Annotated in this window: 26 protein-coding genes; 17 read left to right on the top strand and 9 right to left on the bottom strand. The window is 71.8% G+C overall.

What is annotated here, in order from left to right:
• Positions 1-25: 25 nt before the first annotated feature.
• Both QQ657_RS34035 and QQ657_RS34040 read left to right on the top strand, forming a co-directional pair.
• Positions 26-376, top strand: coding sequence for a UBP-type zinc finger domain-containing protein (locus QQ657_RS34035; protein WP_284746401.1), 351 nt, complete (start codon positions 26-28; stop codon positions 374-376).
• A 107-nt stretch (positions 377-483) separates the two neighbouring features.
• Positions 484-3,630 (top strand): family 78 glycoside hydrolase catalytic domain, encoded by a 3,147-nt coding sequence (locus tag QQ657_RS34040; protein ID WP_284746402.1) that lies wholly within the window; start codon positions 484-486, stop codon positions 3,628-3,630.
• A 5-nt stretch (positions 3,631-3,635) separates the two neighbouring features.
• On the opposite strand, the gene QQ657_RS34045 is transcribed toward QQ657_RS34040, so the two are convergent.
• Positions 3,636-4,283 (bottom strand): DUF4230 domain-containing protein, encoded by a 648-nt coding sequence (locus QQ657_RS34045; protein ID WP_284746403.1) that lies wholly within the window; start codon positions 4,281-4,283, stop codon positions 3,636-3,638.
• Between the two features lie 95 nt (positions 4,284-4,378).
• Between QQ657_RS34045 and QQ657_RS34050 the strand changes: the two genes are divergently transcribed.
• The gene (locus QQ657_RS34050; RefSeq protein ID WP_284746404.1) at positions 4,379-4,543 is read left to right on the top strand and encodes a hypothetical protein; all 165 of its coding nucleotides are present in this window, start codon (positions 4,379-4,381) and stop codon (positions 4,541-4,543) included.
• Positions 4,544-4,890: 347 nt separating this feature from the next.
• Here QQ657_RS34050 and mug read toward each other — a convergent pair whose 3' ends face one another.
• Together mug and QQ657_RS34060 are read right to left on the bottom strand one after the other, a co-directional pair.
• Positions 4,891-5,454, bottom strand: a complete 564-nt coding sequence (gene mug, locus QQ657_RS34055; RefSeq protein ID WP_284746405.1) for a G/U mismatch-specific DNA glycosylase — start codon at positions 5,452-5,454, stop codon at positions 4,891-4,893.
• A gap of 10 nt (positions 5,455-5,464) precedes the next feature.
• On the bottom strand, positions 5,465-10,717 hold the full coding sequence (locus QQ657_RS34060; protein ID WP_284746406.1) for an RHS repeat-associated core domain-containing protein: 5,253 nt from the start codon (positions 10,715-10,717) through the stop codon (positions 5,465-5,467).
• A 326-nt stretch (positions 10,718-11,043) separates the two neighbouring features.
• Here QQ657_RS34060 and QQ657_RS34065 point away from each other — a divergent pair, with 326 nt between their 5' ends.
• Positions 11,044-11,685: a hypothetical protein gene (locus QQ657_RS34065; RefSeq protein WP_284746407.1), complete on the top strand. Its 642-nt coding sequence runs from the start codon at positions 11,044-11,046 to the stop codon at positions 11,683-11,685.
• A gap of 7 nt (positions 11,686-11,692) precedes the next feature.
• On the opposite strand, the gene QQ657_RS34070 is transcribed toward QQ657_RS34065, so the two are convergent.
• Both QQ657_RS34070 and QQ657_RS34075 read right to left on the bottom strand, forming a co-directional pair.
• Positions 11,693-12,364 (bottom strand): GntR family transcriptional regulator, encoded by a 672-nt coding sequence (locus QQ657_RS34070; protein ID WP_284746408.1) that lies wholly within the window; start codon positions 12,362-12,364, stop codon positions 11,693-11,695.
• A 28-nt stretch (positions 12,365-12,392) separates the two neighbouring features.
• A complete protein-coding gene (locus tag QQ657_RS34075; RefSeq protein WP_284746409.1) occupies positions 12,393-13,241 on the bottom strand; it encodes an EamA family transporter in 849 nt (282 codons plus the stop codon).
• Between the two features lie 68 nt (positions 13,242-13,309).
• On the opposite strand from QQ657_RS34075, the gene QQ657_RS34080 reads away from it, so the two are divergent.
• Together QQ657_RS34080 and QQ657_RS34085 are read left to right on the top strand one after the other, a co-directional pair.
• Positions 13,310-14,200 carry a LysR family transcriptional regulator gene (locus QQ657_RS34080; RefSeq protein WP_284746410.1) on the top strand — a complete coding sequence of 297 codons (891 nt, stop codon included), beginning with the start codon at positions 13,310-13,312 and terminating at the stop codon, positions 14,198-14,200.
• A gap of 63 nt (positions 14,201-14,263) precedes the next feature.
• Positions 14,264-14,491, top strand: a complete 228-nt coding sequence (locus QQ657_RS34085) for an RICIN domain-containing protein (RefSeq protein ID WP_284746411.1) — start codon at positions 14,264-14,266, stop codon at positions 14,489-14,491.
• Here the strand turns inward: QQ657_RS34085 and QQ657_RS34090 are convergent.
• The 4 genes from QQ657_RS34090 to QQ657_RS34105 are packed head-to-tail and all read right to left on the bottom strand — an operon-like array spanning position 14,488 to position 18,869.
• Positions 14,488-15,156: an RraA family protein gene (locus tag QQ657_RS34090; RefSeq protein WP_284746412.1), complete on the bottom strand. Its 669-nt coding sequence runs from the start codon at positions 15,154-15,156 to the stop codon at positions 14,488-14,490. The two genes, QQ657_RS34085 and QQ657_RS34090, sit on opposite strands and share 4 nt — an antisense overlap.
• 26 nt (positions 15,157-15,182) lie before the next feature.
• The gene (locus QQ657_RS34095; RefSeq protein ID WP_284746413.1) at positions 15,183-17,534 is read right to left on the bottom strand and encodes an aerobic carbon-monoxide dehydrogenase large subunit; all 2,352 of its coding nucleotides are present in this window, start codon (positions 17,532-17,534) and stop codon (positions 15,183-15,185) included.
• Positions 17,531-18,001, bottom strand: a complete 471-nt coding sequence (locus QQ657_RS34100) for a (2Fe-2S)-binding protein (RefSeq protein ID WP_284746414.1) — start codon at positions 17,999-18,001, stop codon at positions 17,531-17,533. Before QQ657_RS34100 ends, QQ657_RS34095 begins: the two co-directional genes overlap by 4 nt.
• Position 18,002: 1 nt before the next feature.
• Positions 18,003-18,869, bottom strand: a complete 867-nt coding sequence (locus QQ657_RS34105) for an FAD binding domain-containing protein (protein WP_284746415.1) — start codon at positions 18,867-18,869, stop codon at positions 18,003-18,005.
• Between the two features lie 133 nt (positions 18,870-19,002).
• Between QQ657_RS34105 and QQ657_RS34110 the strand changes: the two genes are divergently transcribed.
• Genes QQ657_RS34110 through QQ657_RS34160 form a run of 11 tightly spaced genes read left to right on the top strand, consistent with a single transcriptional unit; the run spans position 19,003 to position 25,937 of the window.
• A complete protein-coding gene (locus QQ657_RS34110) occupies positions 19,003-19,248 on the top strand; it encodes a hypothetical protein (protein ID WP_284746416.1) in 246 nt (81 codons plus the stop codon).
• Between the two features lie 9 nt (positions 19,249-19,257).
• Positions 19,258-20,124 carry an FAD binding domain-containing protein gene (locus QQ657_RS34115; RefSeq protein ID WP_284746417.1) on the top strand — a complete coding sequence of 289 codons (867 nt, stop codon included), beginning with the start codon at positions 19,258-19,260 and terminating at the stop codon, positions 20,122-20,124.
• A gap of 1 nt (position 20,125) precedes the next feature.
• Positions 20,126-20,665 carry a (2Fe-2S)-binding protein gene (locus QQ657_RS34120; protein WP_284746418.1) on the top strand — a complete coding sequence of 180 codons (540 nt, stop codon included), beginning with the start codon at positions 20,126-20,128 and terminating at the stop codon, positions 20,663-20,665.
• 1 nt (position 20,666) lies between these two features.
• Positions 20,667-23,057, top strand: coding sequence for an aerobic carbon-monoxide dehydrogenase large subunit (locus QQ657_RS34125; protein WP_284746419.1), 2,391 nt, complete (start codon positions 20,667-20,669; stop codon positions 23,055-23,057).
• A gap of 26 nt (positions 23,058-23,083) precedes the next feature.
• Positions 23,084-23,992: an XdhC family protein gene (locus QQ657_RS34130; RefSeq protein ID WP_284746420.1), complete on the top strand. Its 909-nt coding sequence runs from the start codon at positions 23,084-23,086 to the stop codon at positions 23,990-23,992.
• Positions 23,986-24,564: an SRPBCC family protein gene (locus QQ657_RS34135; RefSeq protein WP_284746421.1), complete on the top strand. Its 579-nt coding sequence runs from the start codon at positions 23,986-23,988 to the stop codon at positions 24,562-24,564. The genes QQ657_RS34130 and QQ657_RS34135 overlap by 7 nt, the downstream gene beginning before the upstream one ends.
• A gap of 10 nt (positions 24,565-24,574) precedes the next feature.
• A complete protein-coding gene (locus QQ657_RS34140) occupies positions 24,575-24,829 on the top strand; it encodes a hypothetical protein (protein WP_284746422.1) in 255 nt (84 codons plus the stop codon).
• A 15-nt stretch (positions 24,830-24,844) separates the two neighbouring features.
• Entirely contained in the window at positions 24,845-25,072 is a 228-nt protein-coding gene (locus QQ657_RS34145) for a hypothetical protein (RefSeq protein ID WP_284746423.1), read from the top strand.
• 10 nt (positions 25,073-25,082) lie between these two features.
• On the top strand, positions 25,083-25,325 hold the full coding sequence (locus tag QQ657_RS34150; protein WP_284746424.1) for a hypothetical protein: 243 nt from the start codon (positions 25,083-25,085) through the stop codon (positions 25,323-25,325).
• A 1-nt stretch (position 25,326) separates the two neighbouring features.
• Positions 25,327-25,584, top strand: a complete 258-nt coding sequence (locus QQ657_RS34155; protein WP_284746425.1) for a hypothetical protein — start codon at positions 25,327-25,329, stop codon at positions 25,582-25,584.
• The gene (locus QQ657_RS34160) at positions 25,581-25,937 is read left to right on the top strand and encodes a hypothetical protein (protein WP_284746426.1); all 357 of its coding nucleotides are present in this window, start codon (positions 25,581-25,583) and stop codon (positions 25,935-25,937) included. The genes QQ657_RS34155 and QQ657_RS34160 overlap by 4 nt, the downstream gene beginning before the upstream one ends.
• Positions 25,938-26,077 lie beyond the last annotated feature (140 nt).

A 26,077-nucleotide genomic window follows, 5' to 3' on the forward strand; every position in this document is an offset into this window, starting at 1 on the left:
GCCGCCTCCGAGCAGAGGAGTTCGCATGCAAGGCGTAGATCCCTCCGTGCCACCCAGCGGCACGGGCTGCGCGGACTGCGATACCGCCGACCCGCAGGGCTGGTGGTTCCACCTCCGGCGCTGCGCCGAGTGCGGTCACATCGGGTGCTGCGACTCTTCGCCCGGCCAGCACGCGAGCGCCCACGCCGAGGCCGCGGGGCACCGGATCGTGCGCAGCTTCGAGCCCGGCGAAGAGTGGTTCTGGGACTACGGCGAGCAGGCGATGTACGAATCCGGCCCAGAGCTCGCCGGGCCGGCGCACCGCCCGCTGACCCAGAGCGTGCCGGGGCCGGCCGACCGGGTGCCCGAGGATTGGACCCAGCGCCTGCACCAGTGACCGGGCCGCGGCTCGGGCACATTCTTGTCTCGTAGACATCCTGGGTGACTCGCGACTCCGGTGCTACCATCCCTTGAAACGTTTCAAGAACTCGGGGTGGAGCGTTCATGTCCGGTGGTCGCGCACGTGCCGTGCTGGTTCTCCTGTCCGCGTTGCTGGTGACGTCGTTCGCGACGCCGTCGGGAAGCGCCGCCGAGGGGGCACTCCAAGCCTTCGACCTGCGGGCCGGCAACGTCGTCAACCCCCTGTCCGCGAGCGACGCACCGTCGTTGAGCTGGAAGCTGCGCTCCGCACGGCCAGGCGAACGGCAGACGGCGTACCGCATCCTCGTCGCCAGCAGTCTTCGGCTCCTGGCCGAGCACCGGGCCGACGTCTGGGACAGCGGCAAGATCGCGAGCGCGGACTCCGTCGCGGTGCCCTACCGCGGACCCGCTGGTGGTGTAGGGAAGCGGAACTACTGGACCGTCGAAGTGTGGGGCGCTCGTGGCGGCTCCCAGGCCGATCCGGCGTGGTGGGAGAGCGGGCCCGCGCGGCCGGCCGACTGGGCCGGCGCCGAGTGGATCACGCCGGACACCGGCGGTGCCTACGCCTGGCAGGACTTCGCCCTGGACATCGACTTCACCATCAAGGCCGCGGCCGCGAGCGTCGTCTTCCGGGCCGCCGGCCCCGACGACTTCCTGATGTGGCAGGTGAACACCAGCACGCCGGGCAAGGTGCTGCTGCGGCCGCACGAGAAGAGCCACGGATCCTTCGCGCTCCTCGGGGAGACCGACCTGAGCGCGGTCATCACCCCACAGAACGCCGGCGCGCCGCACCACCTGCGGATCGAGGCGCGGGGGAGCACCGTCGTCACGGTGATCGACGGGACCGAAGTGGACTCCCGGACGGTCGGCGCGGTGCGCGCGGGCACCATCGGGTTCCGCACCTCGGTCAGCCAGGGCACGCCCGAAGCCGCCGCCTACGACAACCTGGCCGTGCACGATCTCGACGGCAGGTCGCTGTTCTCCGACGACTTTTCGGCCAGCCCGGACGCCTGGTTCCCCGGGGCCGCGGTCACCGACGGCCGGCTTGAACCCCAAGGCGATCCGCTCCTGCTCGCCCAGTCGCCGGACGCGCCGCTGCTGCGCCACGAGTTCGTCCTGGACAAGCCCGTCGCGAGCGCCCGCGCGTACGTGTACGGACTCGGCTTCTACGAACTGCACCTCAACGGCGGCAAGGTCGGCGACCGGGTGCTGTCGCCCGGGAGCACGCCCTACGACCAACGAAACCTGTACGACTCCTTCGACGTGACCAACCAGGTCCACCTCGGACCGAACGCCGCGGGACTGTGGCTGGGCAACGGGTACGGGCCGCGGTTCAGCCAGTACGGGTTCCGCTGGACCGGGCCCAAGCAGGGGATCGTGGCCCTGGTCGTCACCTTCGCCGACGGGACCCGCCGGACGATCACCACCGACGATTCCTGGCGCTGGTCGGACGGCCCGGTCACGTCCAACGACCTCTACGCGGGCGAAAGCTACGACGCCCGGCTTCAGCAGGACGGCTGGGACCGGCCGGGCTTCGACGACGTGGCCTGGCACCCGGTGCGCACAGCCGCCGCGCCCAGCGCCACCCTGACCGCCGCCACCGCGCCACCGATCCGCGTGGTGCAGACTCTGCGCGCGTTGTCGGTGAAGCAGCCTCGGCCAGGGGTGTACGTCTACGACTTCGGGGAGAACTTCGCGGGCTGGTCGCAGTTGCGCGTCGCCGGGGCAGCCGGGACGACCGTGCGGATGCGGACCGCGGAAGAGCTGACCTCCGACGGGCTGCTCGACACCACGACCAACCGCAACGCCGCGTCGGCCGACTCCTACACACTCGGCTCCGCGCCCGGAGTCCAGGTCTACGAGCCCCGCTTCACCTACCACGGCTTCCGCTACCTCGAGCTCACCGGCTACCCGGGGACGCCGGACCTCTCCAGCGTCGCCGGCCGGGTCGTGCACGCCGACGTCGCCGCCACCGGGCACGTCGAGACGTCCGACCCGCTGCTGAACGCGATCTGGGCGAACAACCGGCGCGCGGTCCTGAACAACTCGATGAGCCTGCCGACCGACAACCCGGTCCGCGACGAGCGGACGCCGCCGGGCATGGACGTGCAGGCGTACCACGACGCGTCCGTGCTCGACTTCGGCATGGACGGCTTCTACGGCAAGTACCTGCTCGACCTGCCGCCCGGGACGGCGTTGCCCAGCGACGACGGCAACGCCCAGCTGCCGGACATGGGCGGCGGCTCGGTCGACCTGGCCTGGTCGCTGTACGAGCAGTACGGCGACCTTGCGCGGCTGGCCGCGGCTTACCCGAAGATGAAGGCGTTCGTGGACACCAACGCCGCCACCTACCCGGGCCTCATCTGGCCGGAGGACCGCGGCTTCGGCGACTGGTGCCCGCCCGACCGGAGCCCGAACGCGAACGGGGGCCAGGGAAACCCGTCCGCCGGAGCGTGCTTCAGCGAGCGGTCACTGGTCAACACCGCGCTGTCGTACCGGCAAGCCGAAGACGTCGCGAAGGCGGCGCGGGCCCTCGGGAACACCGGCGACGCGGCGCACTTCGCGGACCTGGCGGCCGCGATCGCCGCCGCGTTCAACGCGCACTTCCTCGACGGCGCCACCTACGGCGACGGCCGGCAGACGACGAGCATCCTCCCGCTGGCGTTCGGCATCGTGCCGCCGGACAAGGTGGCCGCGGTGGGCGCGCAGCTCGCCGACACGATCCTCACCAAGGACGGCGGGCACCTCGACACCGGGATCTTCGGCACCCGCTACCTGCCCGAAGCGCTCGCGGCGGCCGGCCGGATCGACGTCGCGCTGACGGTGCTCCGGCAGCGGACCTACCCGGGCTTCGGGTACGAGATCGGCCGCGGCGCGACGACGCCGTGGGAGCAGTGGACGTACGAGTCCGGCATGGAAACCCACGACCACGCGATGTTCGCCGGGATCAACGCCGCGTTCTACACGCAGTTCGCCGGGATCACGCCCGCGTCGCCGGGGTACGCGTCGATCGCGATCGCTCCGCGGGTGCCTGCCGGGCTGGGGCATGTCGCGGCGTCGATCGACACGGTTCGCGGGGTGGTGGCGTCGGAGTGGACGCAGTCCGGGTGCCGGTTCGAGTTGACGGTGACGGTGCCGGTCAACTCGACCGCCGCGGTCACGTTGCCGACCGGGAAGCGGATCGCGGTCGGCTCGGGGACGTCGAAGTTCGCCGCCCGGTACTGCGCCTGAGCCGGTCAGCCGGTGTTCTCGGCGTAGTTCACCACGACGTTCTTGAAGCCGAGTGACTGCAGCAGGCCGATCAGCATCGTCTTGGTGTTGCGCTCCGCGTCGGCGACCAGCGTGCTCTTCGCGGCCGCGCCCTCGATCTGCTTCTGGGCGAGCTGGTAGAGCGCCTGCTGCGAGTTCGGATTTCCGCTGAGGAAGTCGTTGATCCGGGTGAACAGCCCCTGCTGTTGCGCGTAGACGTAGGACTCCTTGGTGTCCAGGGTCGCCGGCTCGAGCTGGGCGTGCGCCAAGGTGAGCGTGGCGGACAGGCGGTCGTCTGAGACCTTGACCGCGTCGCCCTTGAGCTTGGAGAAGTCCACGTAGGCGTTGTCCGTGCCGACGCCGATGAACAGCGTGTCGCTGCCCGAGAGGAAGCTGGGCAGGATCGAGCTGGTCTTGATGTCGACGACCACCTGGAACGAGCCGCTGGCCGCCTCGTAGCGCGACAGCTCGACGATCGACTGCAGCAGCACCGGACCGGAGCGCTCTTCGGTCTTTTCGGCGAACGGATTGCGCAGCTGGGGTAACAGGTGAACCGCCGACGCGACGAGCGCCACGACGGCCAAAAGCACCACTGCCACACCGATCGCGACGAGTCGCTTGCCCCATGCGCCCATGCCGGAAGGTTACCCACTTCGCTGCGCGGTCAAGCGGGGCCGGCGGTACCGTGATCTGCCTACGTGGTCGGATCCGACGAAGTGGGGAAGCTTTCGTGCGCAAGTCCGTGTGGCTCTGGGTCCTGCTGGCCATCCTCGCCATCCTGGTGCTCGGCCTGATCTTCGGCGGCTATCGCAAGGGCGAGAAGCTCGGCGAACCCGCCGGTCCCGGGGTTTCCGCTGTCGTTCAAGGAGTTCCCGCGGGACACCCGCTGTCGTAGCCGGGCCGTGGGCGCGGGGTCTGGCCCGGCGCACCCACGGCCGGCGTGAAGTCCCGGCACCATCGCGCAGAGGGGAAAGCGCGGTGGGACCCAGAACCCGGACCCGGCCGCGAGGGGGGAGTTCCGGTCAGGCCCGTACCTCGGAAATGCCCGCCGAGGTGGCGCGCAAAACCTGGCATTCCGGTGAACCCTCACGGCCGGCCGCGGTGACGCGCGGCAGGCGCCCGCGCCGCCGGTGGGGAGCGGCGGCCCGCCACCCCGAACCGGCGCGCTGAGAACGCTGCTCGGCGGCCGGTGATCGAACGCGGGCGGCGAGCGCCGTGTCCGTCCACAAGAGACTTCCGAGGTCAGCGGGGTGCGGTCTCCGGGAACGGGCCGTCGCCGAGGATGGCCGAACGGTCCGGGACTCCCGCCGCCGCGCGCATCCGGGCGAACTCGATCGCCAGTGCCCGGGGCGGGAAGTGGGCGTTGAGGCCGCTGGGGTTGGGGACGATCCACACGCGGGCGCCGCCGATCGTCTCCGGCTGCGGCCCGAGGCGGGCCCGGGGTGCGCCGAACGCCGTCCGGTAGCCCGTCACGCCCAGCATCGCCAGCCACTCCGGCCGGATCGCCTCGACGCGTTCGGCCAGGTCCTGACCGCCCGCGACGAGCTCGTCGCGGGTCAGCTGGGCGGCGCGGGCCGTCGGGCGGCGGACGATGCTCGTGATGCCCAGCCCCCAGTCCAGCAGGAGCCGTTCCTCCTCCGCGCGCAGCTGCCTGGGGGTGAAGCCGGCGCGGTGCAGGGCGGGCCAGAACCGGTTGCCCGGCGTGTGGAAGCTGTGCCCGGCCGCCGCCGAGGAGAGGCCGGGGTTGATGCCGGCGAACACCACGCGCAGCCCCTCGGCGAGCACGTCCGGCAGGACCGCGGTCACCGGACGGCGCTCACGGCGTGAGGTCCATCATGTCGTCGTCCTTGATGTTCTTGAGCGACGGCGGGTCGAGGTCGCCGCGCTCGAGCGCCGCCCAGTCCGCGGCCGTCGGGTTCTTGTAGAAACCGCCGTAGCCCGGCCATTCGCCCGTGCGCGCCGCGTCGCGGGCGCCGTGCATCTCGGCCGCGTCCCACTTGTCGATCGGCTTCGTGGTCACGTGCCCGGTGCCGTCCACCGTGTGCCCGCCCGCCGGAGTGGCCTCACCGGCCTTCGGGTTGTACCGCATGCCCTCGCCGCTGGAGTGCATGTCGTCGACCATCTTGTGGTAGGAGTCGTCGGCGACGTCCATCCGCTTCTGCTCGGCGTCGTAGGCCGCGCGGCCCGGGTGGTCCGGGTCGTTCTTGATCGCGTCCCGCCGGTCCTGCTCGGCCTTCGCCGCGTCGGCCGTGTCCTTGTCGTACAACGGGTGGTCCTTGTTGTGGACGTGGTTGGGATCGTTCCCGTGGTAGACGTTGTCGGAGAAGCTGTGCGGCTGGTCGTAGCCCGCCTTGACGGTCTGCGAGTTCTGGAAGCCCTGCTGGTGCCCGTAACCGAGCTGGTTGAGCTGGACCGCGGTGCTCGGGTCGTTGGACTCGATGGCGTTGCGCTGCGCGTTCCGGTACGAACCGAGGCGGTCGTCGTAACCGAGCTTGTCGTCCTTCGTCGTGTTGGGCTCGTTCCGGACGTCGCCCTTCGTGAACCCGGATTCGTGGTTGTCGCCGCCCTTGCCCGTGCCCGGGTGGTACCGGTGGTTGGCGAAGTCCTCGTAGTAGGCGTAGGCGTTCTTCTCCAGCGGCCCGTTGTCCTTGCGGGCCCCCTTCACACCACCGTTGTCGCTCAGGATGTCGTACCCGCCGGCGTGCTCGGACTGGTGCGTCTTCTTGCCGTCGATCGTGAAGTCGTACTTGTCGTCCAGGCGCTTGCGCTCGACGTCCTTGTCCCCGTAGGTGCTTTCCGGGTACGTGCGGTTGCTCTTCGACGGCCCGGAGTTCCCCCGGGCGTAGGGGTGGGCCTGCGCCCGGGCGGCGGCGGCCGCGCAGGGCGTGGTCCGCTGCGGGGCGAGGCCGAGCGGGTCGACCATGGCGGTCGGGTTGCCGACGTAGGCCAGGGAATCCGGGGCCGGTGTCAGGCCCAGCGGGTCGTGGGACAGGTACCGGCCAGTCTCGGGATCGTAGTAGCGGTACCGGTTGTAGTGCAGCCCGGTCTCGGGGTCGTGGTACTGGCCGGGGAACCGCAGCGGGGTGCTCGCCGTGCCGCCGGCCGAGATGGCCGGGCCCCACAACGCCGTGTGCAGGTGCCCGGCGAGCGCGCCGGTGTCGTCGACGAGTTCCGCGGGCGTGCCGACGAGGTCGGAGACGATCGCGTGGAACCGCTCGCCGCCGCCCGGGGCGAGGACGCGTTCGGTCTGGGTGAGCGGGAGCCGCACGCCGGGCGCGTACTCCCAGACCGTGGCGACCGGCGGCCGGCCCGGTCCACTGTGGACCTGTTCGGCCGGCAGCTGCCCGTCCCAGGCGAACTCGACCAGCTCGGCGACGCCGCCGGTGGCGTCCAGGCGCTGCTTGGCGATCCGGCGGCCGAACGCGTCGTAGCGGTAGCGCCACACCGCGCCGTCCGGCGTGCGCACGCCCAGCAGCCGGTTCTCCGCGCTCCACTCGTAGGTCCACCGCTGCCCGCCCCGTTCGCGGGCGACGACGCGGCCTTCGCCGTCGTGGCGGTAGCCGGTCGGGCCGGCCGAGGTGAGCAGCGTGCCGGTGTAGGCCCGCGGACCGCCGGCCTGCGGCCCGCCGGACCAGCCGGCTCCGGTGACGGCACCGGTCACGTCGTAGTCGTAGTCCTCCTGCCAGCGCGGGCCGCGAACGGCACGGACCCGGCCGACGGCGTCGACGTCGAGGGTGCGCTGCCCGGAGATCAGGTCGTCGACGCCGGCGAGGTAGCCGTCGGGCAGGTAGCCGTATTCGCGCCGCTGCACCGTTTCCGGGCCGCGCAGCACCGTCTGCGCCGCCAGCTGCCCGGTGGGCGTCCAGTCCTGGCGCAGCTCCGCCACCGGACCGGCGCCACCCAGCAGCATCCGGACCGTCTCCCGGCCCGCGGCGTCGTAGCCGAACCGCAGGGTGCGCCCGGCGGTGGTCAGCTCGGAGGGGCGGGCGCCCGCGTCGTAGCCGACCACCGACTCCGCTCCCGACGGGGTCCGGCGGGCCACGCGGCGGCCGAGGGCGTCGTAGCGGAACTGCACGACCCGGCCGTTGATCGACTCCGCCACGACGCGGCCGAGCCCGTCGTAGGTGAACCGGACCTCGCTGTGCCCGTTGGCCGCCGACACCATCCGGTCGGCCGCGTCGTAGGTGAACACGGCGACCTCGTCGGCGCTGGTGCGCCGCACGACCCGGCCGACGCTGTCGCGCTCGAGGGTGATGGTCTGCCCGGCGCCGTTGGTGCGGAGCACGAGCCGGCCCGCGGCGTCGTAGCCGTAGCGCAGGACGCGCCCGTTGTAGTCGGTTTCGGCCACCTTCCGGCCCGCGGCGTCGTACTCGTAACGCCACACCAGGCCGCGTTCGTTGGTGACCGAGGTGAGCCGCAGTTCGGTGTCGTAGCCGTACTTCAGCGTGCCGCCGTCGGGGCCCCGCTCGCTGACCGGCAGGTCGAACTGGGCGTACTCGATGCGGGTGACGCCGCCGCGCTGGTCCGTCCGCTCCTCGAAGCTGCCCTGGGCGGCCGAGGCGAACCGTTCGAGGGCGCCGTCGGCGTCGCGTGCCTGCACGAGGTGGCCGGCGGCGTCGCTGACCATGGTGGTGGTGTTGCCCAGCGGGTCGGTGACGCTGGTGGTGTTGCCGAGCGCGTCGTAGCCGTAGCGCCACACGGCGCCGTCCGGCTCGGTGACGAGCAGCGGGAGCCCGGCGGCGTTGGCCTGGATCCGGGTGACCCCGCCGAGGGCGTCGGTCACCGAGTCGACGGTGCCGGTGAAGGGGTCGTAGGTGTAGGACGTCGCGGCGCCGGTCGGGTCGACGGTGCGGGCGAGGCTGCCGTTGCGGTCGTACTCGTAGCGCCAGACGGCGCCGTCCGGGCCGGTCACCGCGGCGGGGCGGCGCCGTTCGTCGTAGCCGAGCACCAGGCGCGTGCCGTCGGGCCGCGTCACCGCGGCGAGGTTGCCGATCTCGTCGTAGTCCCAGCGCGTGACGTTGCCGAGCTCGTCGGTCTCGGCGAGCACCCGCCCGAAGCGGTCCCGCTCGGCGCTGGTGGTGTTGCCCAGCGGGTCGGTCTGCCCGATCACGCGCAGCCGCTCGTCGAGCCGGTAGCGGGTGACGGCCCCGAGCGAGTCGGTGACGGTCGTCTCGCCGGGCGCGAAGGCCAGCGTCGTGTCGAGGTAGCCGTCGGTGCCCTGGGCGCGTACGCAGCGTCCTTGGGCGTCGTAGCCGTAGCGGTACCAGCGGCCGTTGACGTCTTCCCAGCGCGCGAGCCTGCCGTCGGCGTCGTAGGTGAACTTCTGCGGGGTGCCGACCGCGTCGACGACCTCGACCAGCCGGCGCGCGGAGTCGTAGCGGTACTCGGCCAGCGGGACGGGGGAACCCGCGGTGCGCAACGCCGTGACCAGGCCGCCGGCGCTGTCGATCTCGACGCGGTAGCCGCCGGAGTGCTCGATCGCCACCGGCACGCCGTCGCGGTAGCGCAGCACGATCCGGTTCTTCGCGCCGTCCACGACCGCGCGCAGCGGCAGCGTGGTGTCGCCGGGACGGCCCGCGAAGTAGCGCACGCGGTCGGACTGCGGGTCGCCGACGATGAAGCCGTGCCGCACCCGGCGCAGCGCCAGGTACGGGCCGCTTTCCGGGACGACCGCCGCCACGCCGGCCGGGACCGGGTAGCGCAGCAGCGTGCCGTCGGCCAGCGCGAGGTGCAGCCCGTCCGGCTCGATCTCGAGGCGTTCGTCCAGCGTCGAGGCCCAGGTGGGGCCGAACACCCGGCCCGCCCGGTAGGTGGACAGGTGCGTGCGCTCGACGACCAGGGGCAGCGCGCCGGGCAGCGACACGTCCTCCTGCACGAGCATCACGGCGCCGGTCGCGACGTCGATCGGGTCACCGCAGTCGGTCTTGTCCTTCGTCTGCGTGGTGTGCTCGTCCGGCTTGGAGTTGGTGTCCTTGATGCGCGAGCCGTCGCCCTTGGGGTCGCCCTTCGGCGTGCTGGAGGGCGTGGTGTCCGGGCCCTTCGACGCCGGCGGCGGCGTCGGGTCGGGGCTCTTCGGCGTGTCGTCGGGGCCCTTCGACGCGGGCGGCGGGTCGGTCTTGGGCGGGGTGTGGTCGCCGGACGGGGTGGTGCCGTCGCCTTTCGCACCCGAGGGAGTGGTGCCGTCGCCGCCCTTCGGCGTCGGCGGCGGGTCGGTCTTCGGCGGCGGCGCGTCCGGGCCGCCCTTGCCCTTGGGTCCGTCGAGTCCCTTGGGGTTGCCGTTGATGTCGGCGTGCTTCGGGGCGGGGGCTCCCTTGCCGGGCTTGATGTTCTTGAGTGCCTTCGCCGCGTCGCCGAACAGGTCGCCGGCGCGCTTGAGCAGCGGGACCAGCGCCTGGAGTGCTTTGACCAGCCGCTTCACCAGGTCCGCGATCTTCGACGCCGTCTTCGCGACCGCGTTGATGACCTGCGGCACCACCCAGGTCATCCCGATGCCGAGGGTGAAGATCACTTGCAGTGCCCAGCTGATCAGGTGCCCGATCAGCTCGGCGATGATGTCGCGGACTAATGCCCGCACCGCGGCGACGACTTCACCGGCGGTCTTGACGCCACTGGATGCGCCTTCGCAGCCTTTTTGGGCGGTTTCCAGCAGGGTGACGGTGTCCTGCGCGCGTTGGCGGTAGGCGTCACCGGCGTTTCCGGTCCACGTCGAGACGTCCGTTTTGACCATGCCGGTCAGGTCCTGGCCGATGCTGCCGAGTTCGGTGGCGACGTTCTTCCAGGTTTCGGACTGGGCGGCGATTTCGTCGGCGTTGCCGGTGAGGCCGTTGAGGGCTTCCTTGAGCGGTCCGACGTGTTCGATCAGCCAGCCGACGCCGGCGGCGAGGATCGCCCCGAACGGGTCCATCGCCATCGAGAGGGCGTCGAGCGCGGTGCCGACGGCGCCCATCGCGACCGAAGCCCAGTCGCCGCTTTCGATCGCGGACTTGAGGTCGTTCGCCGACTCCAGCAGGGAGATCCCCGAGTACGCCGTCGTCGAGTCCTTGGTTTCCGCGACCAACGGGTTGCTCACGTGCTGACCTTCCCCTTCACTGCCGATCTACCCATGCCGAAGTTAACAAGCGGTGTCCGGAAGGGGGCCGCGAACCCCGGGGAATGCCTCTTCAACCAGCCGATCGTGCCCACGCGATCGTGTCGTGGCCCACACCGCCGACGGCTCGCCGAGGCGCCCGAGCGCCGTGCCCGGAAGATCGGCGCCGCTTCGGAATTGTCACCAGCAGTTTCCGAAACGATGATCAATGGTCGGAAATCACCCCGGTCGGCGGATTCAATAAACTGTCCGCTATCGGCTACTGTATCGATCCGGGTGAGGATGGATCGAGCGAAGGAGCGCCGATCATGACCGAACACAGTGGCCCGGAAAACCGGCCGTCCGGTGCGGACGAGGAGCGGCTGGATCTCGTTGCCTTGGCCGGTCGCATCACAGCGGCTTTGAGTGACTCCGGACTCGGCGCTGCCACGGATGTGGCGGTGACGATCACCCGTGACGGCGTCGTCGCGGCACCTCTGGGGGAGGCGGCGCGGTCGCTGCGGCACGCCGGTGAGGCATTGAGCAATTCGACACCCATTGTTTCCGCCGGGGCCAGGATGGTGAATGGCGGACCCGCCCTGGAGTACGCCGTCCGTATTCCGGAAACCGGGAATGCGCTGGGACGGATCGGCGCGGCGGGCAAGCAGGTGGGCTATGTCGGTCAGGCGGTGGGTATCGTCCAGGCCCTCGCCGAGCAGGTGGCCCGGGACGCCGACCGGGAAGATCTCAGTGACCTGCGCCGCGCCGGCCGGGCGGTCACCCGGGCCGGGATTCAAACGGGGTTCACCACGGCCGGCAGCCAGCTCGGCCGGATCGGCGCCTTCCTGCTGCTCTCCGCGACCCCGGCCGGCCCGGTCGTGGCCTTCACGGTGTACCTCGCCACCGGCCTCGGTGGTGGCACCCTGGGCGCGAAGCTCGGCAAACGGGCCGCCGACTCGGTGCTGAAGTAGCCGCCCGTCAGCGGCCGAGCAGGCGGGCGCTCTCCTCGGCGCGGCGCAACGCGGTCAGCAACGCCGCCCGGCCCGTGTGGTCGATGTCGTCGGTCAGCGCGCCGGCCGCGGCTTCGCCGCCCTGCTGGAGCTTCTCCACCAGGTCGCGGTGGACCGCGGCCAGGCGGGCGGCGTCGAAGTCCGGCCGGACGAACGTGAGCAGCAGCCGGACCTCGTCCTCACACCGCTCGTAGCCGTCCAGGAGGTGCTGGTTGCCCGCGGCCGCGACGATCGCCCGGTGGATGGCGCTGTGCGCCCGCGTCAGCTCGCGCCACGGCGGGCCGGGCGCCTGCCGGGCCAGTGCCTCGAGCCGGTCCACTTCGGCCAGTACCGGACCGAGGTCGGCGCCCGCGTCCAGGGCCATCCGCAGGGCGCCGAGCTCCAGGACCTTGCGGTAGTCGAAGACCTCGTCGATGCGCCGCCTGCTCAAGGGGGCGACGACCGCGCCCCGGTTGCGCTCGTGGATCACCAGCCCGCGCTCGACGAGCAGCCGCAGCCCCGCGCGGATCGTGTGCCTGCCGACGTCGAAGCGCTCGGCCAGGTCTTCCTCGCGGAAGCGGGTGCCGACCGGGTGGGCCCCGTCCAGCAGCTCGTCCCGCAGCGCTCTCGCGACCCGCTCCGGCGCGGTCTGCTCGTTCACCGGACGAACGATACCGGGGGAGATTGTGCTACAAAACCACCGGCTCCCGCGCGCCGGTGCGCTCCGCGCCGATCCCGGCGGCCACGACGAACAGCACGCCCGCCGCCGCGGCGAGGTCCGGGACCTGGTGGAGCACGACGAGCCCGATCGTCAGGGCGATGGCCGGCTCCAGGCTCATCAGCGTCCCGAACGCCGAGGTGTTCAGCCGCCGCAGCGCGAGCATCTCCAGGCTGAACGGGACGACCGGCAGCAGGATCGCCAGCCCGAGGCCGATGAGCAGCAGCTCCCCGGTCAGGTGCCCGAGCACGCCGGGCCCGTAGGCGAGCGTCGCCACGATCCCCGCCACCGGCATCGACACGGCGAGCCCGCGCACGCCCGCCACCTCGTCGCCGACCCGTTGCGTCAGCAGGATGTAGCCGGCCCAGCACACCGCCGACGCGAGGGCGTAGCCGACGCCCGCCAGGTCGGCGCCGCCCCGCCACGGTTCGGTCAGCAGCACGACGCCGAGCGCGGCGAGGACCGGCCACAGCCTCTTGCTGCCGCGGCCGCGCGTGACCGCCACGGTGAGCGGGCCGAGGAACTCCAGCGCGCTCGCCGTGCCGAGCGGGAGGCGGGCGACGGCTTCCATGAACAGCATGGTCATCCCCGCCGTGACGACGCCCAGCGCGCAACAGGCCGCGAAGGTGGCCCGCCGGAACGACGCCGGCCGTGGACGGACGACGACCACCAGCAGCACGCCGGCCCACGCCAGCCGCAGCCACGCCGCCCCTTCGGGACCGATCCGGTCGAACAGGCCGACGGACACGGCGAGACCGAGCTGGACGCAGAGCATGGCGGCGACCGCGAAGGCCGCTCCGTCGCGGGTGGAGGAACGCACGAACCCAGCAAAACCGATCGGCACCGTTCGTGTCCACGTGCCAATCGTGGATGTACCGTTCATGAATCATGGACACTCGCCGGCTCCAGTTCCTCCTCGAGCTGTCCCGCCACGGCTCGATGCGCGCGGTGGCGGACGTACTCGGCACCACGACGTCGACGGTTTCGCAGCAGATCGCGGTGCTGGCGAAGGAAACCGGCGCGCCCCTGCTCGAGCCGGACGGCCGGCGCGTGCGGCTCACCCCCGCGGGGCGGCGGCTGGCCGAGCACGCCGTGACGATCCTCGCCGCGGTGGAAGCGGCCCACGCCGACCTCGACCCGCACACCGAACCGGCCGGCACCGTGCGCGTCGCCGGGTTCGCCACGGCCGTGCGGCGGTCCGTGCTCCCGGCGGCCACCGCGCTCGCCGAGCACCACCCGCGGGTGGAGCTGCGGATCAGCGAGTACGAACCGCACGAGGCGTTCGCCGCGCTCCTGGCCGACGACATCGACCTCGCCCTCACCTACGACTACGACCTCGCCCCGGCCGTCACGGACCCCGCGGTCACGGTGAGTCCACTGTGGACGGCGCGCTGGGACCTCGCCGTCCCGGCGGCCGACGCGGCCCGGGCGCGCGGCGGGAACACCGGCGCGGTCTTCGAGGCGTTCCGCGACCACGGCTGGATCGTCAACTCTCGCAACAGCGCCGACGAGGACGTGATCCGCCGGCTGGCATCGACGGCCCGGTTCACCCCGCGCGTCACGCACCGCGCGGACAGCCTGGAGCTGGTGGAGGACCTCATCGCGACCGGCCCGGCGCCGGCCGTCGGCCTGCTTCCGGCCGGCCGCGCCACGCGACCCGGGGTCACGCTGGTTCCGCTGGCGGGGCCGGACGTGCGGCAGCGGGCTTTCGCGTGCACCCGCCGCGGGCGCGAGGCGTGGCCGCCGCTCGCGCTGGTCCTCGGGCTGCTGGCCCGCTGAGCAAGTGCGGCCGGATGGTGGCTGCAGTATTCCGATCGCAGCACGAACCTGTGCATCGACGGGGTGTACGACGAGCAGTACGACGGCTGGTCGCTCCAGGAGGCAGCCTGCAAGTCGCCGGTCGGCAGCCAGGCCCCCAACCAGGTGTTCCAGACCGCGCCACTGAGTGACGGGAACGCGTGGATCAGGTCGGGAGCGCCCGGCGCGATGTGCGTCGCGGTCAGCGCGGGCCCGGCGAGCGACGGCGATCCGGTGTTCTTGGTCGAATGCCCGGATCGCGCGCCGGACTAGCTCCGACCCCGCGGTCGTAGCGCGGACGGCTCGGCCCGGCTCAACGCGGCGACGTGCTCGGCGAGAGTGAACGTCTCGCTGAGCGTGGCTCCCGCGTCGAGTCGTTCGATGACCGCGTTCTCGGCCTGCTTGATCGCGAGCGCTCCGTCGAGGAGGTCGTCGATCCGGTCGGGTGCCACCACGATGAGGCCTTCGCCGTCGGCGAGGACCAGGTCGCCGGGATTCACCGTGACGCCGCCGCAGGTCACCGGGACCTGCAGCTCGCCGAGCTTCGACGACGTGCCGGAAAGCGGTGTGACGAAGCGGCTGTACAGGGGGAGTTCGCAGCTGCCGACGTAGGCCATGTCCCGGTAGCCGCCGTCCACGACGATGCCGCCGAGCGATCGGGCCAAGGCGCCGCGCGCGAAGAGCTCGCCGCCGAGGGCGATCTCCTGCGCGCCGCCGTCGACGACGATCACGTCGCCGGGCGCGGCCGATTCGATGGCTTGCAGCACGCCGAGGAAGTCGCCGCGGCACCGGACCGTGAACGCGGGACCGAAGATCCGCGACCGCGCGGATCGGGCACGGATCGCACTGTGCAGCACCCTGGTCGTCTTGTCGACATCGCAGAGGGCGGTCGTGTCCACCGCGAGGAACTTCTGGGCTCGCTCGTCGTTCACCGGCATCCGGCGATGCTACGGCGAAAACCCCGTCAGCTCACCGCGAGATCCGCGCGCAGCGGATCCCCGCGCATCGCGCGCCACACCGCGGCCGGCGTCAACGGCATGTCCGCGTGGCGGACCCCGAACGGCGCCAGCGCGTCCACCACCGCGTTGACCACCGCAGCCGGGGAACCGACCGTCGCCGACTCGCCGATGCCCTTCGCGCCGATCGGGTGGTGGGGGGACGGGGTCACCGTCTCGCCCAGCTCCCACGACGGGCACTCCAGCGCCGTCGGCAGCAGGTAGTCCATGAACGAGCCGCCCAGGTGGTTGCCGTCCTCGTCGAACGCGACCAGTTCCATCAAGGCCATCCCGATGCCGTCGGCGAGGCCGCGGTGGACCTGGCCCGCCACGATCGCCGGGTTGATGCGGACTCCGCAGTCGTCGACCGCGATGAACCGGCGCACCCGCACCTGACCCGTGTCCGCGTCGACGTCGACCACGCAAACGTAAGCGCCGAAAGGGAAAGTCAAGTTCGGCGGGCTGTACACCGTGGTCGCGTCGAGGTGCCCTTCCACGCCTTCGGGCAGCGCCAGGTCGGAGTGCGCCGCCAGCGCGATCTCCCGGATCGTGTGGCCGCGGTCGGGAACCCCGCGGACGAACCAGCGCCCGCGTTCCCACTCCAGGTCGCCGGGGTCGACCTCCAGCATCGCGGACGCGACCTGCCGCGCGCGCTCGCGGACCTTGCGGGCCACCGTCACCGCCGCCGCGCCGGACACCGGGGTCGAGCGCGAACCGTAGGTGCCGAGCCCGAACGGCGTCCGGTCGGTGTCGCCCTGCACGACCTCGACCTCGTCCTCGGGGATCCCCAGCTCCTGCGAAACCAGCTGGGCGAACGTCGTTTCGTGCCCCTGGCCCTGGGACATGCAGGACAGCCGCAGCACGGCCGAGCCGGTCGGGTGGACGCGCAGCTCGGCGCCGTCGGCCATGCCGAAGCCGAGGATGTCCATGTGCTCGCGCGGGCCCGCGCCGACCGCCTCGGTGAAGAAGCTGAGCCCGATCCCCATCAGCTCGCCCCGCGCCCGGCGCGAAGCCTGTTCGCGGCGCAGCGACTCGTACCCGGCCATCTCGAGCGCGAGCGAAAGGGCCCGCGGGTAGTCGCCGGAGTCGTAGCTCCAGCCGGTCGCGCACGTGTACGGGAACTGCTCCGGCCGCACCAGGTTCCGCTCTCGCAACGCCGCCGGGTCGATGTCCAGCTCACGCGCGAGCACGTCCATCATCCGCTCGACGACGTAGACCGCTTCGGTGATCCGGAACGAGCACGCGTACGCGACCCCGCCGGGCGCTTTGTTCGTGTAGACGCCGGTGACGGAACAGTGCGCCGCCGGCAGGTCGTAAGAGCCGGTGAAGACGTGGAAGAACCCGGCCGGGAACTTCGTCGGCTGGGCGGTGCCGTTGAACGCGCCGTGGTCGGCGAGCACCCGCACCCGCAGGCCGAGCAGCTTGCCGTCGCGGGTGGCGGCGATCTCGCCGTGCATGTGGTAGTCGCGGGCGAACGACGTGCTCATCAGGTTTTCCGAGCGGTCCTCGACCCACTTCACCGGCTTTCCGGTGATCATCGCGGCCGTCGCCGCGCACAGGTAGCCCGGGTAGACGACGACCTTGTTGCCGAAGCCGCCGCCGATGTCCGGGGCCACGACCCGGATCCGGTGCTCGGGCAGGCCGGTGATCCGCGAGTACATCAGCCGGTGCGCGTGCGGGGCCTGCGCGGTCGACCACACGGTGAGCTTCCCGCTGATGACGTCGACCTCGGCGACCGCGCCGCAGGTCTCCAGCGGCGCCGGGTGCACCCGCGGGTAGAGCATGTCCTGCGCGACGACGACGTCCGCGCGTGCGAACGCGGCTTCGGTCGCCTCGGCGTCGCCGGCATCCCAGTCGAACACGCGGTTGTCGGTGCGGCCCAGGTCGTCGCGGATCACCGGGGTGTCCGGCGCCAGCGCGGTGCGCGCGTCTACCACCGCCGGCAGTGGGTCGTACTCCACGTCGATCAGCTCCAGCGCGTCGCGCGCGGAGTACCGGTCCTCGGCGACGACGAACGCGACCTCCTGGCCTTGGAACCGCACTTTGTCCGTGGCCAGGACGGCCTGGACGTCGTGGGAGAGCGTGGGCATCCACGCCATGGCGCGCTCGGCGAGCATCGCGCCGGTCAGCACCAGCCGCACCTTCGGGTGCGCCTCGGCCGCGCTCGTGTCGACCGAGACGATCCGCGCGTGCGCGTGCGGGCTGCGCAGGACGGCGCCGTGCAGCATGCCGGGCCGGACGATGTCGTCGACGAACGTGCCGCGGCCGCGGACGAACCGGGCGTCCTCCTTGCGCGTCCGGGAGCCGAACCCGCCGGTCACCGGTCACCTTCCGGGTGCGCGGCGGCCCAGCGGACGGACCGGACGATGTTCTCGTAACCCGTGCAGCGGCACAACTGTCCCGAAATGGCTTCGCGGATGACGTCTTCGCCGGGGTCCGGGTCGTGGTCGAGCAGCCAGCGCGCGGTCATCAGCATTCCCGGGGTGCAGAAGCCGCACTGGATGCCGTGACAGGTCACGAACCCCTGCTGCACCGGATCGAGCGCGGCACCGTCGGCGAGGTCCTCGACCGTGCGGACCCGCTTGCCGTCGGCCATCGCGGCCAGCACCGTGCACGACTTGACCGGCACGTCGTCGAGCCACACCACGCAGGCTCCGCAGTTCGAGGTGTCGCAGCCCCAGTGCGTGCCGGTGAGGCCCAGATCGTCGCGCAGGAAGTGGACCAGCAGCAGCCGGGGTTCCACCGAACGGCGGTGCCGCTCGTCGTTGACGGTCACGGTGATCTCCACGTCACGCCTCCGCGCGGGTCTTGGCGAGCGCGAGCGCGCGCGTGGTGAGGGTGGCGACCAGGTGGCGCTTGTAATCCACCGGGCCGCGCTGGTCGGCGGAAGGCCGGCAGTGCTCGGCCGCGATCGCGCCCGCCTTGGCGAACCGCTCGACGGTGGCCGCCCCGCCGCGCAGGAAGTCCTCCGCCTCGGCGGCGACGAACCGCGGTGCTCCCACGGCGGTGAGCCCGATTCCCGCTTCGACGACGACGCCGCCCTCGAGCGTGAGTGCCGCGGCCGCCGCGGCGACGGCCCAGTCGCCCGCCCGCCGTCCGACCTTCGCGTAGGCGCTGCCCGCGCCGGGCACGACCGGGACCCGGATCCCGGTCAGCAGCTCGGCGGGGCCGACCGCGGTTTCGTACGGGCCGGGGAAGAACTCCCGCACCGGCACCGAGCGTTCGCCGTCCGGGCCACGGATCACGGCCTCGGCCCGGACGGCGGCGAACGCGGCGGAGAGGTCTTCGGACGGGTCGGCCTGGCACAGCGAGCCGCCGACCGTGCCGCGGTTGCGTACGATCGGGTCCGCGACGACCCGCTCTGCGTCGTGCAGCACCGGGAACAGCGTCCCGGCCGCGGCGGAGGAGAGCAGGTCGGCGTGGCGGGCGAGCGCGCCGATCCGCAGCGTCTCCGCCGTCGCGTCGATCCCGCTCAGCTCGGTCAGGTCGTTGATGTCGACAAGCACCTCCGGCGCGGCCAGCCGCAGCTTCATCATCGGGATCAGGCTGTGCCCGCCGGCGATGACCCGCGCGGCCTGGCCGTACTTCTCCAGCAGCGCCAGGGCGTGCTCGACGCTGCCGGCGCGCTCGTATTCGAACGGGGCGGGCACCTGCATAGCGGTCGATCGTTCTCCGCGGGGACCGGTACCGCAACCGCCTTAAGCAAAGGGTTAATCGCGCGTTGTCGCACTTCGGGTCCGGGTGAAAGATCGATTCTCACCTGGACCGACGGTGGAAGCGGGGCGCGCGATGCGGATCGAGTCCGACGGGCACAGCCGGGACAACCCGCGCCTGTACGAGCTCGTCGAGGACGCGCCGAAGGAGGGCGGCAGCCCCACCGTGTGGGCGTGGCCGGAGTTCGTCGGCTTCCTCAAGGTCGCCGCCCGCCCGGTCGCCGGGCCGTGGCCGCCGCACCAGCGGCCCCGGCCGGACCCCACGGACGAAGCGCTGCCGGTGGCCGTGCCCGATCCCGCTGTGCCCGACAAAGATGTCTGAGGGAGCACCGTGTACCCGACCCGGTTCCGCTACGAGGCACCCCGCTCGCTGGACGAGGCGATCGGCACCCTGCACGACGGCGGCGAGGACGCGAAGGTGCTGGCCGGCGGGCAGAGCCTGGTGCCGCTGCTGAAGCTCCGGTTCGCGTCGCCGACGCTGCTGGTGGACCTCAACACCGTCCCCGGCCTCGACCACCACGACGTCGACGAGAGCGGGAACCTGCACGTCGGCGCGTTGTGCCGGCACGGGGACCTCGAACGCTCGGCCCTGCTCAAGAGCACCCAGCCGGTGATGGCCGCCGCCGCGCGGCTGGTCGCCGACCCGCTCGTGCGCAGCCGCGGCACGCTCGTCGGCTCGCTGTGCCACGCCGACCCGCAGGGCGACTGGGCGTCGGTGGTGCTCGCGCTCGGCGGCTCGGTCGTGGCCGCCGGACCCGGCGGACGGCGGACCATCCCGGTGCGGGACTTCGTGCACGGCCCGTTCCAGAACGCCCTCGCCCACGACGAGGTCGCAGTCGAAGCGGTCATCCCCGCACCGCGCGGGATCCCGGCCGGCGGCTACCTCAAGCTGGAACGCCGGGTCGGGGACTTCGCGACCGTCGGCGTCGCCGTCGCGATCGAACGCGACGGGGACATCGTCACCCGTGCCGGGATCGCGCTGACCGGCGTCGGCGCGGCGACGATCGAGGCCGCCGACGCCGCGCAGGCGCTCGTCGGCGGGCCGCTCGGCGAGGACGTGATCGACCACGCGGCCGGCCTCGCCGCGCAGGCCGCGCGGCCGAAGGGCGACCACCGCGGCTCGGCGGACTTCAAACGGCACATGGTGCGCGTCTTCGTGCGGCGCATTCTCGAGCAGACCGGGGAAAGGGCGGCGTGAGATGACGAGCGTGCGGATCATCGAGGAAGGCCCGGACCAAGGGGACGTCCCGACGCGGCGGATCACCGTCACCGTGAACGGGCGCCGCAGCGTCGTCGAGTGCGAGCCCCGGCTCCTGCTCTCGCACCTGCTGCGCCAGGGGCTGAAGCTCACCGGCACCCACATGGGCTGCGACACCACCAACTGCGGGGCCTGCACGGTGCTCGTCGACGACCGCCCGATCAAGTCCTGCACGATGCTCGCCGTCCAGGCCGACGGCCGCGCGGTGACGACCGTCGAAGGTCTCGCGACGCCGAGCGGGCTGCACCCGCTGCAGGAGGGGTTCAAGGAGGAACACGGGCTGCAGTGCGGGTTCTGCACGTCCGGGATGCTGATGGCCGCGAAGGCGCTGCTCGCGGAGAACCCCGACCCGACCGAGGACGAGGTGCGGTGGGCGCTCTCGGGCAACCTCTGCCGCTGCACCGGCTACCAGAACATCGTGAAGTCCGTTCTGTGGGCCGCGGTCCGGCTGCGCTCCGCCGAGTCCGACCAGGAGGCCTGACGTGTCCCCAGCGCTGGACGAGAACCAGATCGGCGGGCTCGGGGTCAGCCGCCGCCGCGTGGAGGACAACCGCTTCCTGCGCGGCAAGGGCAACTACACCGACGACATCGTGCTGCCCGGCATGCTGCACATGGAGATCCTGCGCAGCCCGCTGGCCCACGCGCGGATCAAGTCGATCGACACCAGCCGCGCCTGGGAGATCCCGGGCGTGCGGCTGGTGCTGACCGGCGAGATGGCCGCGACCCGCAACCTGGCCTGGATGCCGACGCTGTCCTACGACACCCAGGCCGTGCTGGCCACGGACAAGGTGCGCTTCCAGGGCCAGGAGGTCGCCTGCGTGGTGGCCGACGACCCGTACATCGCCAAGGACGCGTGCGACGCGATCGACGTCGAGTACGAGCCGCTGCCGCCGGTCGTCAACCCCGAGCAGGCGATGGCCGAGGACGCGCCGGTGATCCGCGACGACAAGGCCGGGCAGCGCGACAACGTCATCTACGACTGGGAAGTCGGCGACCGCGAGGGCACCGACCGGGCGTTCGAGCAGGCGGACCGGATCTCCAAGCTGCGGCTGCACTACCCGCGTTCGCACCCGTCGCCGATCGAATGCTGCGGCTCGGTGGCCGACTTCGACCGGGCGACGTCGAAGCTCACCGTCTACCTGACGTCCCAGGCGCCGCACATCGTGCGCGCCGCCGTCGCGATGATCGCCGAACTGCCCGAGCACATGATCCGGATCATCTCCCCGGACGTCGGCGGCGGCTTCGGCAACAAGGTGCCCGTCTACCCGGGGTACGTGTGCTCGATCCTCTGCTCGATCCTGCTGGAACGCCCGGTGAAGTGGATCGAGGACAAGACCGGCAACCTCATCTCGACCGGGTTCGCCCGCGACATGTACCTCGACAGCGAAATGGCGCTGACCGACGACGGCCGGATCCTCGGCGTGCGGATGCGCGCGGTCGCCGACCACGGCGCCTTCTTCGCCGACGCCCAGCCCAGCAAGTTCAAGATCGGCCTGCTGCACTCGGCGTTCGCCTGCTACAACGTGCCGCACGCCCATCTGGCCGCGCGCGGCACCTACACGAACAAGGCGCCCGGCGGCGTGGCCTACCGGTGCTCGTTCCGCGTCACCGAGGCGATGTTCTTCCAGGAACGCATGGTGCACCAGGCCGCCCTGGAACTCGGCATCGACCAGGCCGAGTTCCGCCGGCGCAACTTCGTGCGCGACGACCAGTTCCCGCACCGGACGCCGTACGGCTTCCTGGTGGACTCCGGGCAGTACGGGAAGTGCCTCGACGTCGCGCTGAAGGCGGTCGGCTACGAGGACTTCCTGCGGCAGAAGGAAGAAGCGCGCGCTCGCGGCCGGCGGCTGGGCATCGGCATCTCGACCATGACCGAGCCACTCGGCGCGGGCAACAGCCGCGAGTACGACATCCTCGGCATCAAGATGTTCGACTCGGCCGAGCTGCGCGTGCACCTCACCGGCAAGGCCCTGCTGCGGATCGGTGCGCAGACTCAGGGCCAGGGCCACGAAACGACGTTCGCCCAGATCGTCTCGCACGAGCTGGGCATCCCGGCCGACGACATCGTGGTGGAGCACGGCGACACCGACACCGCGCCGTTCGGGATGGGCACCTACGCCTCTCGCAGCACGCCCGTCGCCGGGGCGGCGACCGCCATGGTAGCGCGCAAGATCCGGGCCAAGGCAAGGAAACTCGCCGCGCACCTGCTCGAAGTGTCCGAAGAGGACGTCGAGTGGGAGCTGGGCCGGTTCTACGTCCGCAGCGCCCCCGATCGCGGCGTGACGATCCAGGAGTGCGCGATGGCCGCGTACGGGAACATGCCCGACGGCATGGAACCGGGCCTGGAGAACACCGCCTACTACGACCCGCCGAACCTGACCTGGCCGTTCGCGGTCTACATCGTCACCGTCGAGGTGGACCCGCAGACCGGCGTGTGGGACGTGCTGAACCTGGTCGCCGTCGACGACTGCGGCGTCCGGATCAACCCGATGATCGTCGAGGGCCAGATCATGGGCGGGCTGACCGAGGCGTACGCGATGGCGAACATGCAGTTCATCACCTACGACGCCGAGGGCAACTGCATCGGCTCGAACTACATGGACTACCTGCTCCCGACCGCCTGGGAAACCCCGGGGTTCGAGCTGCACAGCGAGGTCGTCACGCCGTCGCCGCACCACCCGATCGGCGCCAAGGGCGTGGGGGAGTGCGCGGCCGTGGGCGGGCCGGCGGCTTTCGTGAACGCGGTGATGGACGCGATCGACGACACCGGCGTGCGCAACATCGACATGCCGGTGCTGCCCGACCGGGTCTGGGAAGCGCTGCGGGAACGCCGCGACGTGTCCGGCATGCCGCCGCTGCGGACGTCGGACTGAGCGGACGTCGGACCGAAGGGATCGCGATGCACGACTGGAGCATGCTCGACCGGGCCCGCGAACTGTCCGACCGGGGCGAGACGTTCGCCTGGGCCACGGTGGTCTGGCGCCAGGGCCCGTCCTCGGGCAAGGAGGGCTGCCGGGCGATCGTCACCGCCGACGGCGTGCTGGACGGCTGGATCGGCGGCGCCTGCGCCGAACCGGCCGTGGTCCGGGAGGCGGTGCGGGCGATCGCCGACGGCGAGCCGCGGCTGCTGCTGCTCGGGACGTCCGGCCGGTTCGGCGAGACGGTCCCGGCGGGCATGACGGTCGTGCCGATCTCCTGCCAGAGCGAAGGAGCACTGGAAATCTACGTCGAGCCGGTCGAGCCGGCACCACACCTGCTGGTCGTCGGCCGGTCGCCGATGGCGCGCACGCTCGTCGGCCTGGCCACCGCGCTCGGCTGGAGCGCCGAGCTGATCGGCCGCACCGAGTTCGACGAGATCGGCCCGCGCAGCATGGTCGTGGTGGCCACGCAAGGACACTTCGACGAAGACGCGATCGAAGGCGCGTTGCGGGCCGGACCCGCGTACGTCGGGCTGGTCGGGTCGCGCCGGCGCGGCGAGGCCGTGCTGGGGTACCTGGCCGACCGCGGGGTGCCGCGGGCCGACCTCGACCGGGTGCGCGTCCCGGCCGGGCTCGACCTCGGGCCGGTGCCGCACCGGGAGATCGCCGTCGCGATCCTCGCCGAGCTGGTCGCGTTCCGCGCGTCCCGGCCCGCGGCCGGGCCGTCGCCCGTTCCGGAGCCGGTGGACCCGGTCTGCGGCATGACCGTCGAGCCGATCGGCGAGGCGATCGAGTACGAGGGACAGGCCTACCACTTCTGCTGCCCCGGCTGCCGCGACGCGTTCCGGCGGGACCCGGGGGCGTACGCCAGGAAGGACGTCCGATGCTGATCCGGAACCGGTTCGACGTGGCCCAGCCGGTCGAGAAGGTCTGGCGGTTCTTCGACGACGTGCCACGCGTCGCCGTCTGCCTGCCGGGCGCGGAGCTGACCGAGGACCTCGGCGACGAGCGCTACCGCGGCGGGGTCGCCGTCCGCATGGGCCCGGTTTCCCTGCGCTTCAAGGGAACCGCGGAGATCGTCGAACGCGACGAAGCGGCCCACCGGATCGTCGTCAACGCCGAAGGCGCGGAAGAGAAGGGACGCGGGACGGCGGGCATGACGCTCACCGCGACCCTCGTGCGCTCCGGGACGGGCACCCGCGTCGACGTCGACCAGGACCTGCAGATCTCCGGCGCCGCCGCGCAGTACGGGCGCGGCATGATCGCGGACGTCTCATCGGTGCTGATGCGCGACTTCGCGGTGAACCTGCAGGACGGCATCGACCGCGTCGAACGCGGCGAGGAGCTCGTCGCCGGGGCCGCGCCCGCCCGCGGCTTCCGGATCGGCGTGCAGGCCGCGCTGATGGCGTTGCGGCGGGTGTTCCGCCGGTTCTTCCTGCCCTACCAGAGCAACCCGGCCTGAGGAGGACGTCGTGGTCCTGTGGTGGATCGGCAACGCCGTGCTGCTGCTCGTCGTGCTGCCGGTGGTGATCGCCCTGCTGAACCGGGTGCTCGCCGCGGTGGAACGCATCCGAGGCGCGGCCGACGACATCCTGGCCGGCGGCGGTCGCCTGGCCGGGCAGCTCGAACCGGTGCCGGCCGCGCTCGCGCAGACCGCGACGACCATCGGAGAAGTGTCCGCGGGCGCCACCCGGTACGCCGGCAGCGTCGCGAAACTGCTCGGCTGAAAGGAGAAACGCATCATGCCCGCAGCCGCTTGGGCGACCCTGGCCATCGCCGCCCTGATCATCCTGTTCGCCGCCGTCGGCCTCTTGCGCGTCATCCTGCACCTGGTGCAGGTGCGGAAGACGCTCGGTCTCGTCCTGGGCGGGGTCCGGCTGGTGGCCGAGCGCACCGCGCCGGTGCCCGGGGCCCTGGCGAGCGTCAACGCGGACCTGAAACCGGTGCGCGACTTCTGCGAGACGGTGTGAGGAGGCGGGCATGACGACGGGCTGGATCGTGGGGTACGCGATCGGGGTGGTGGTCGTGCTGGCCGTCGTCGCGCTCGTGGTGCCGATCCTGGTGCTGGCGCGGTCGATCGGCCGCGCCGCCCCGCTGATCGACGCCGAGCTGACGGCGGCGGTGCGGCACACGGCGGCGTTGCGCGAGCTGCGCACGACCATCGACCACGCCGAGGTCATCACGGCCGGCCTGCGCCGCGGCCGGGAACGCCTGGGAGGCTGACGTGTCCGACGAAACGCTGTGGTGGATCGCCGTCGTGGCCGGGTTCGTGGTGGTGCTCGCCGTCGCGGGGCTGCTGAGCCTGCTGATCCGGTACGTGCGGGTGATCGACGAGCGCGTCGCGGGCATCCGCGCCACCCTGCGCGCGGCGGCCGCGAACACCCAGGACACCGCGCTGATCCCGGAGACCGCCGGGCGCGTCGACGGAGTGCTCGCCGAAGGGCTGCGGCACCACCTGTTCCTCGGGAGGGCGAAGTCATGACGCTGCTGGTGGTGCTGACGGTCGTGGACATCGTGCTGCTGACCGCCGTGCTCGCGGGCTACCTGTACTGGGTGGGTTCGCTGCTCGGCCGGATCGCGGCGAACCTCGAGGACTGCGCGGAGAAGGTGCGGGAGATCAACGGCCACGCGGAGCTGATCGTGCCCGGCGTCGAGCACATCAACCGGACGGGCGGGGTGGTCGCGGGCGCTTTGCCGCTGCTGTACGGAATGGCGGAGGAGGTCGTCGCCGGAGCGACGTACCAGCCGCCGGTGGGGGAGCGGGAGCCCGCGCGGCCGGCGTCCGGGACCCGGCGCTCGCGGCTGCACGAGATGGTGGGGTTCCTCCCGCGCTGAGAGGTCGTGAGTGGGAAACAGTGTTCTAACCCTGTGCTTGAGTTCAGGACATCGTGAACAGTTGATGTTTCAGGACATCGTGAACACTGACCGGCCTGTCAGTGTGATGACCAGGGCTTTTGTGGTGATCATGCGGCGAT

The organism is Amycolatopsis ponsaeliensis, assembly GCF_030182635.1.
Taxonomy (GTDB): domain Bacteria; phylum Actinomycetota; class Actinomycetes; order Mycobacteriales; family Pseudonocardiaceae; genus Amycolatopsis; species Amycolatopsis ponsaeliensis.

Excerpts from the sequence above, each read along its gene's own strand:
- QQ657_RS34145 (WP_284746423.1), top strand. The coding sequence starts at position 24,845 with ATGCCCGCAGCCGCTTGGGCGACCCTGGCCATCGCCGCCCTGATCATC.
- QQ657_RS34150 (WP_284746424.1), top strand. The coding sequence starts at position 25,083 with ATGACGACGGGCTGGATCGTGGGGTACGCGATCGGGGTGGTGGTCGTG.
- QQ657_RS34090 (WP_284746412.1), bottom strand. The coding sequence starts at position 15,156 with ATGCCGGTGAACGACGAGCGAGCCCAGAAGTTCCTCGCGGTGGACACG.
- QQ657_RS34160 (WP_284746426.1), top strand. The coding sequence starts at position 25,581 with ATGACGCTGCTGGTGGTGCTGACGGTCGTGGACATCGTGCTGCTGACC.
- QQ657_RS34040 (WP_284746402.1), top strand. The coding sequence starts at position 484 with ATGTCCGGTGGTCGCGCACGTGCCGTGCTGGTTCTCCTGTCCGCGTTG.
- QQ657_RS34135 (WP_284746421.1), top strand. The coding sequence starts at position 23,986 with ATGCTGATCCGGAACCGGTTCGACGTGGCCCAGCCGGTCGAGAAGGTC.
- QQ657_RS34120 (WP_284746418.1), top strand. The coding sequence starts at position 20,126 with ATGACGAGCGTGCGGATCATCGAGGAAGGCCCGGACCAAGGGGACGTC.
- QQ657_RS34105 (WP_284746415.1), bottom strand. The coding sequence starts at position 18,869 with ATGCAGGTGCCCGCCCCGTTCGAATACGAGCGCGCCGGCAGCGTCGAG.
- QQ657_RS34080 (WP_284746410.1), top strand. The coding sequence starts at position 13,310 with ATGGACACTCGCCGGCTCCAGTTCCTCCTCGAGCTGTCCCGCCACGGC.
- QQ657_RS34045 (WP_284746403.1), bottom strand. The coding sequence starts at position 4,283 with ATGGGCGCATGGGGCAAGCGACTCGTCGCGATCGGTGTGGCAGTGGTG.
- QQ657_RS34130 (WP_284746420.1), top strand. The coding sequence starts at position 23,084 with ATGCACGACTGGAGCATGCTCGACCGGGCCCGCGAACTGTCCGACCGG.
- QQ657_RS34065 (WP_284746407.1), top strand. The coding sequence starts at position 11,044 with ATGACCGAACACAGTGGCCCGGAAAACCGGCCGTCCGGTGCGGACGAG.
- QQ657_RS34035 (WP_284746401.1), top strand. The coding sequence starts at position 26 with ATGCAAGGCGTAGATCCCTCCGTGCCACCCAGCGGCACGGGCTGCGCG.
- QQ657_RS34110 (WP_284746416.1), top strand. The coding sequence starts at position 19,003 with ATGCGGATCGAGTCCGACGGGCACAGCCGGGACAACCCGCGCCTGTAC.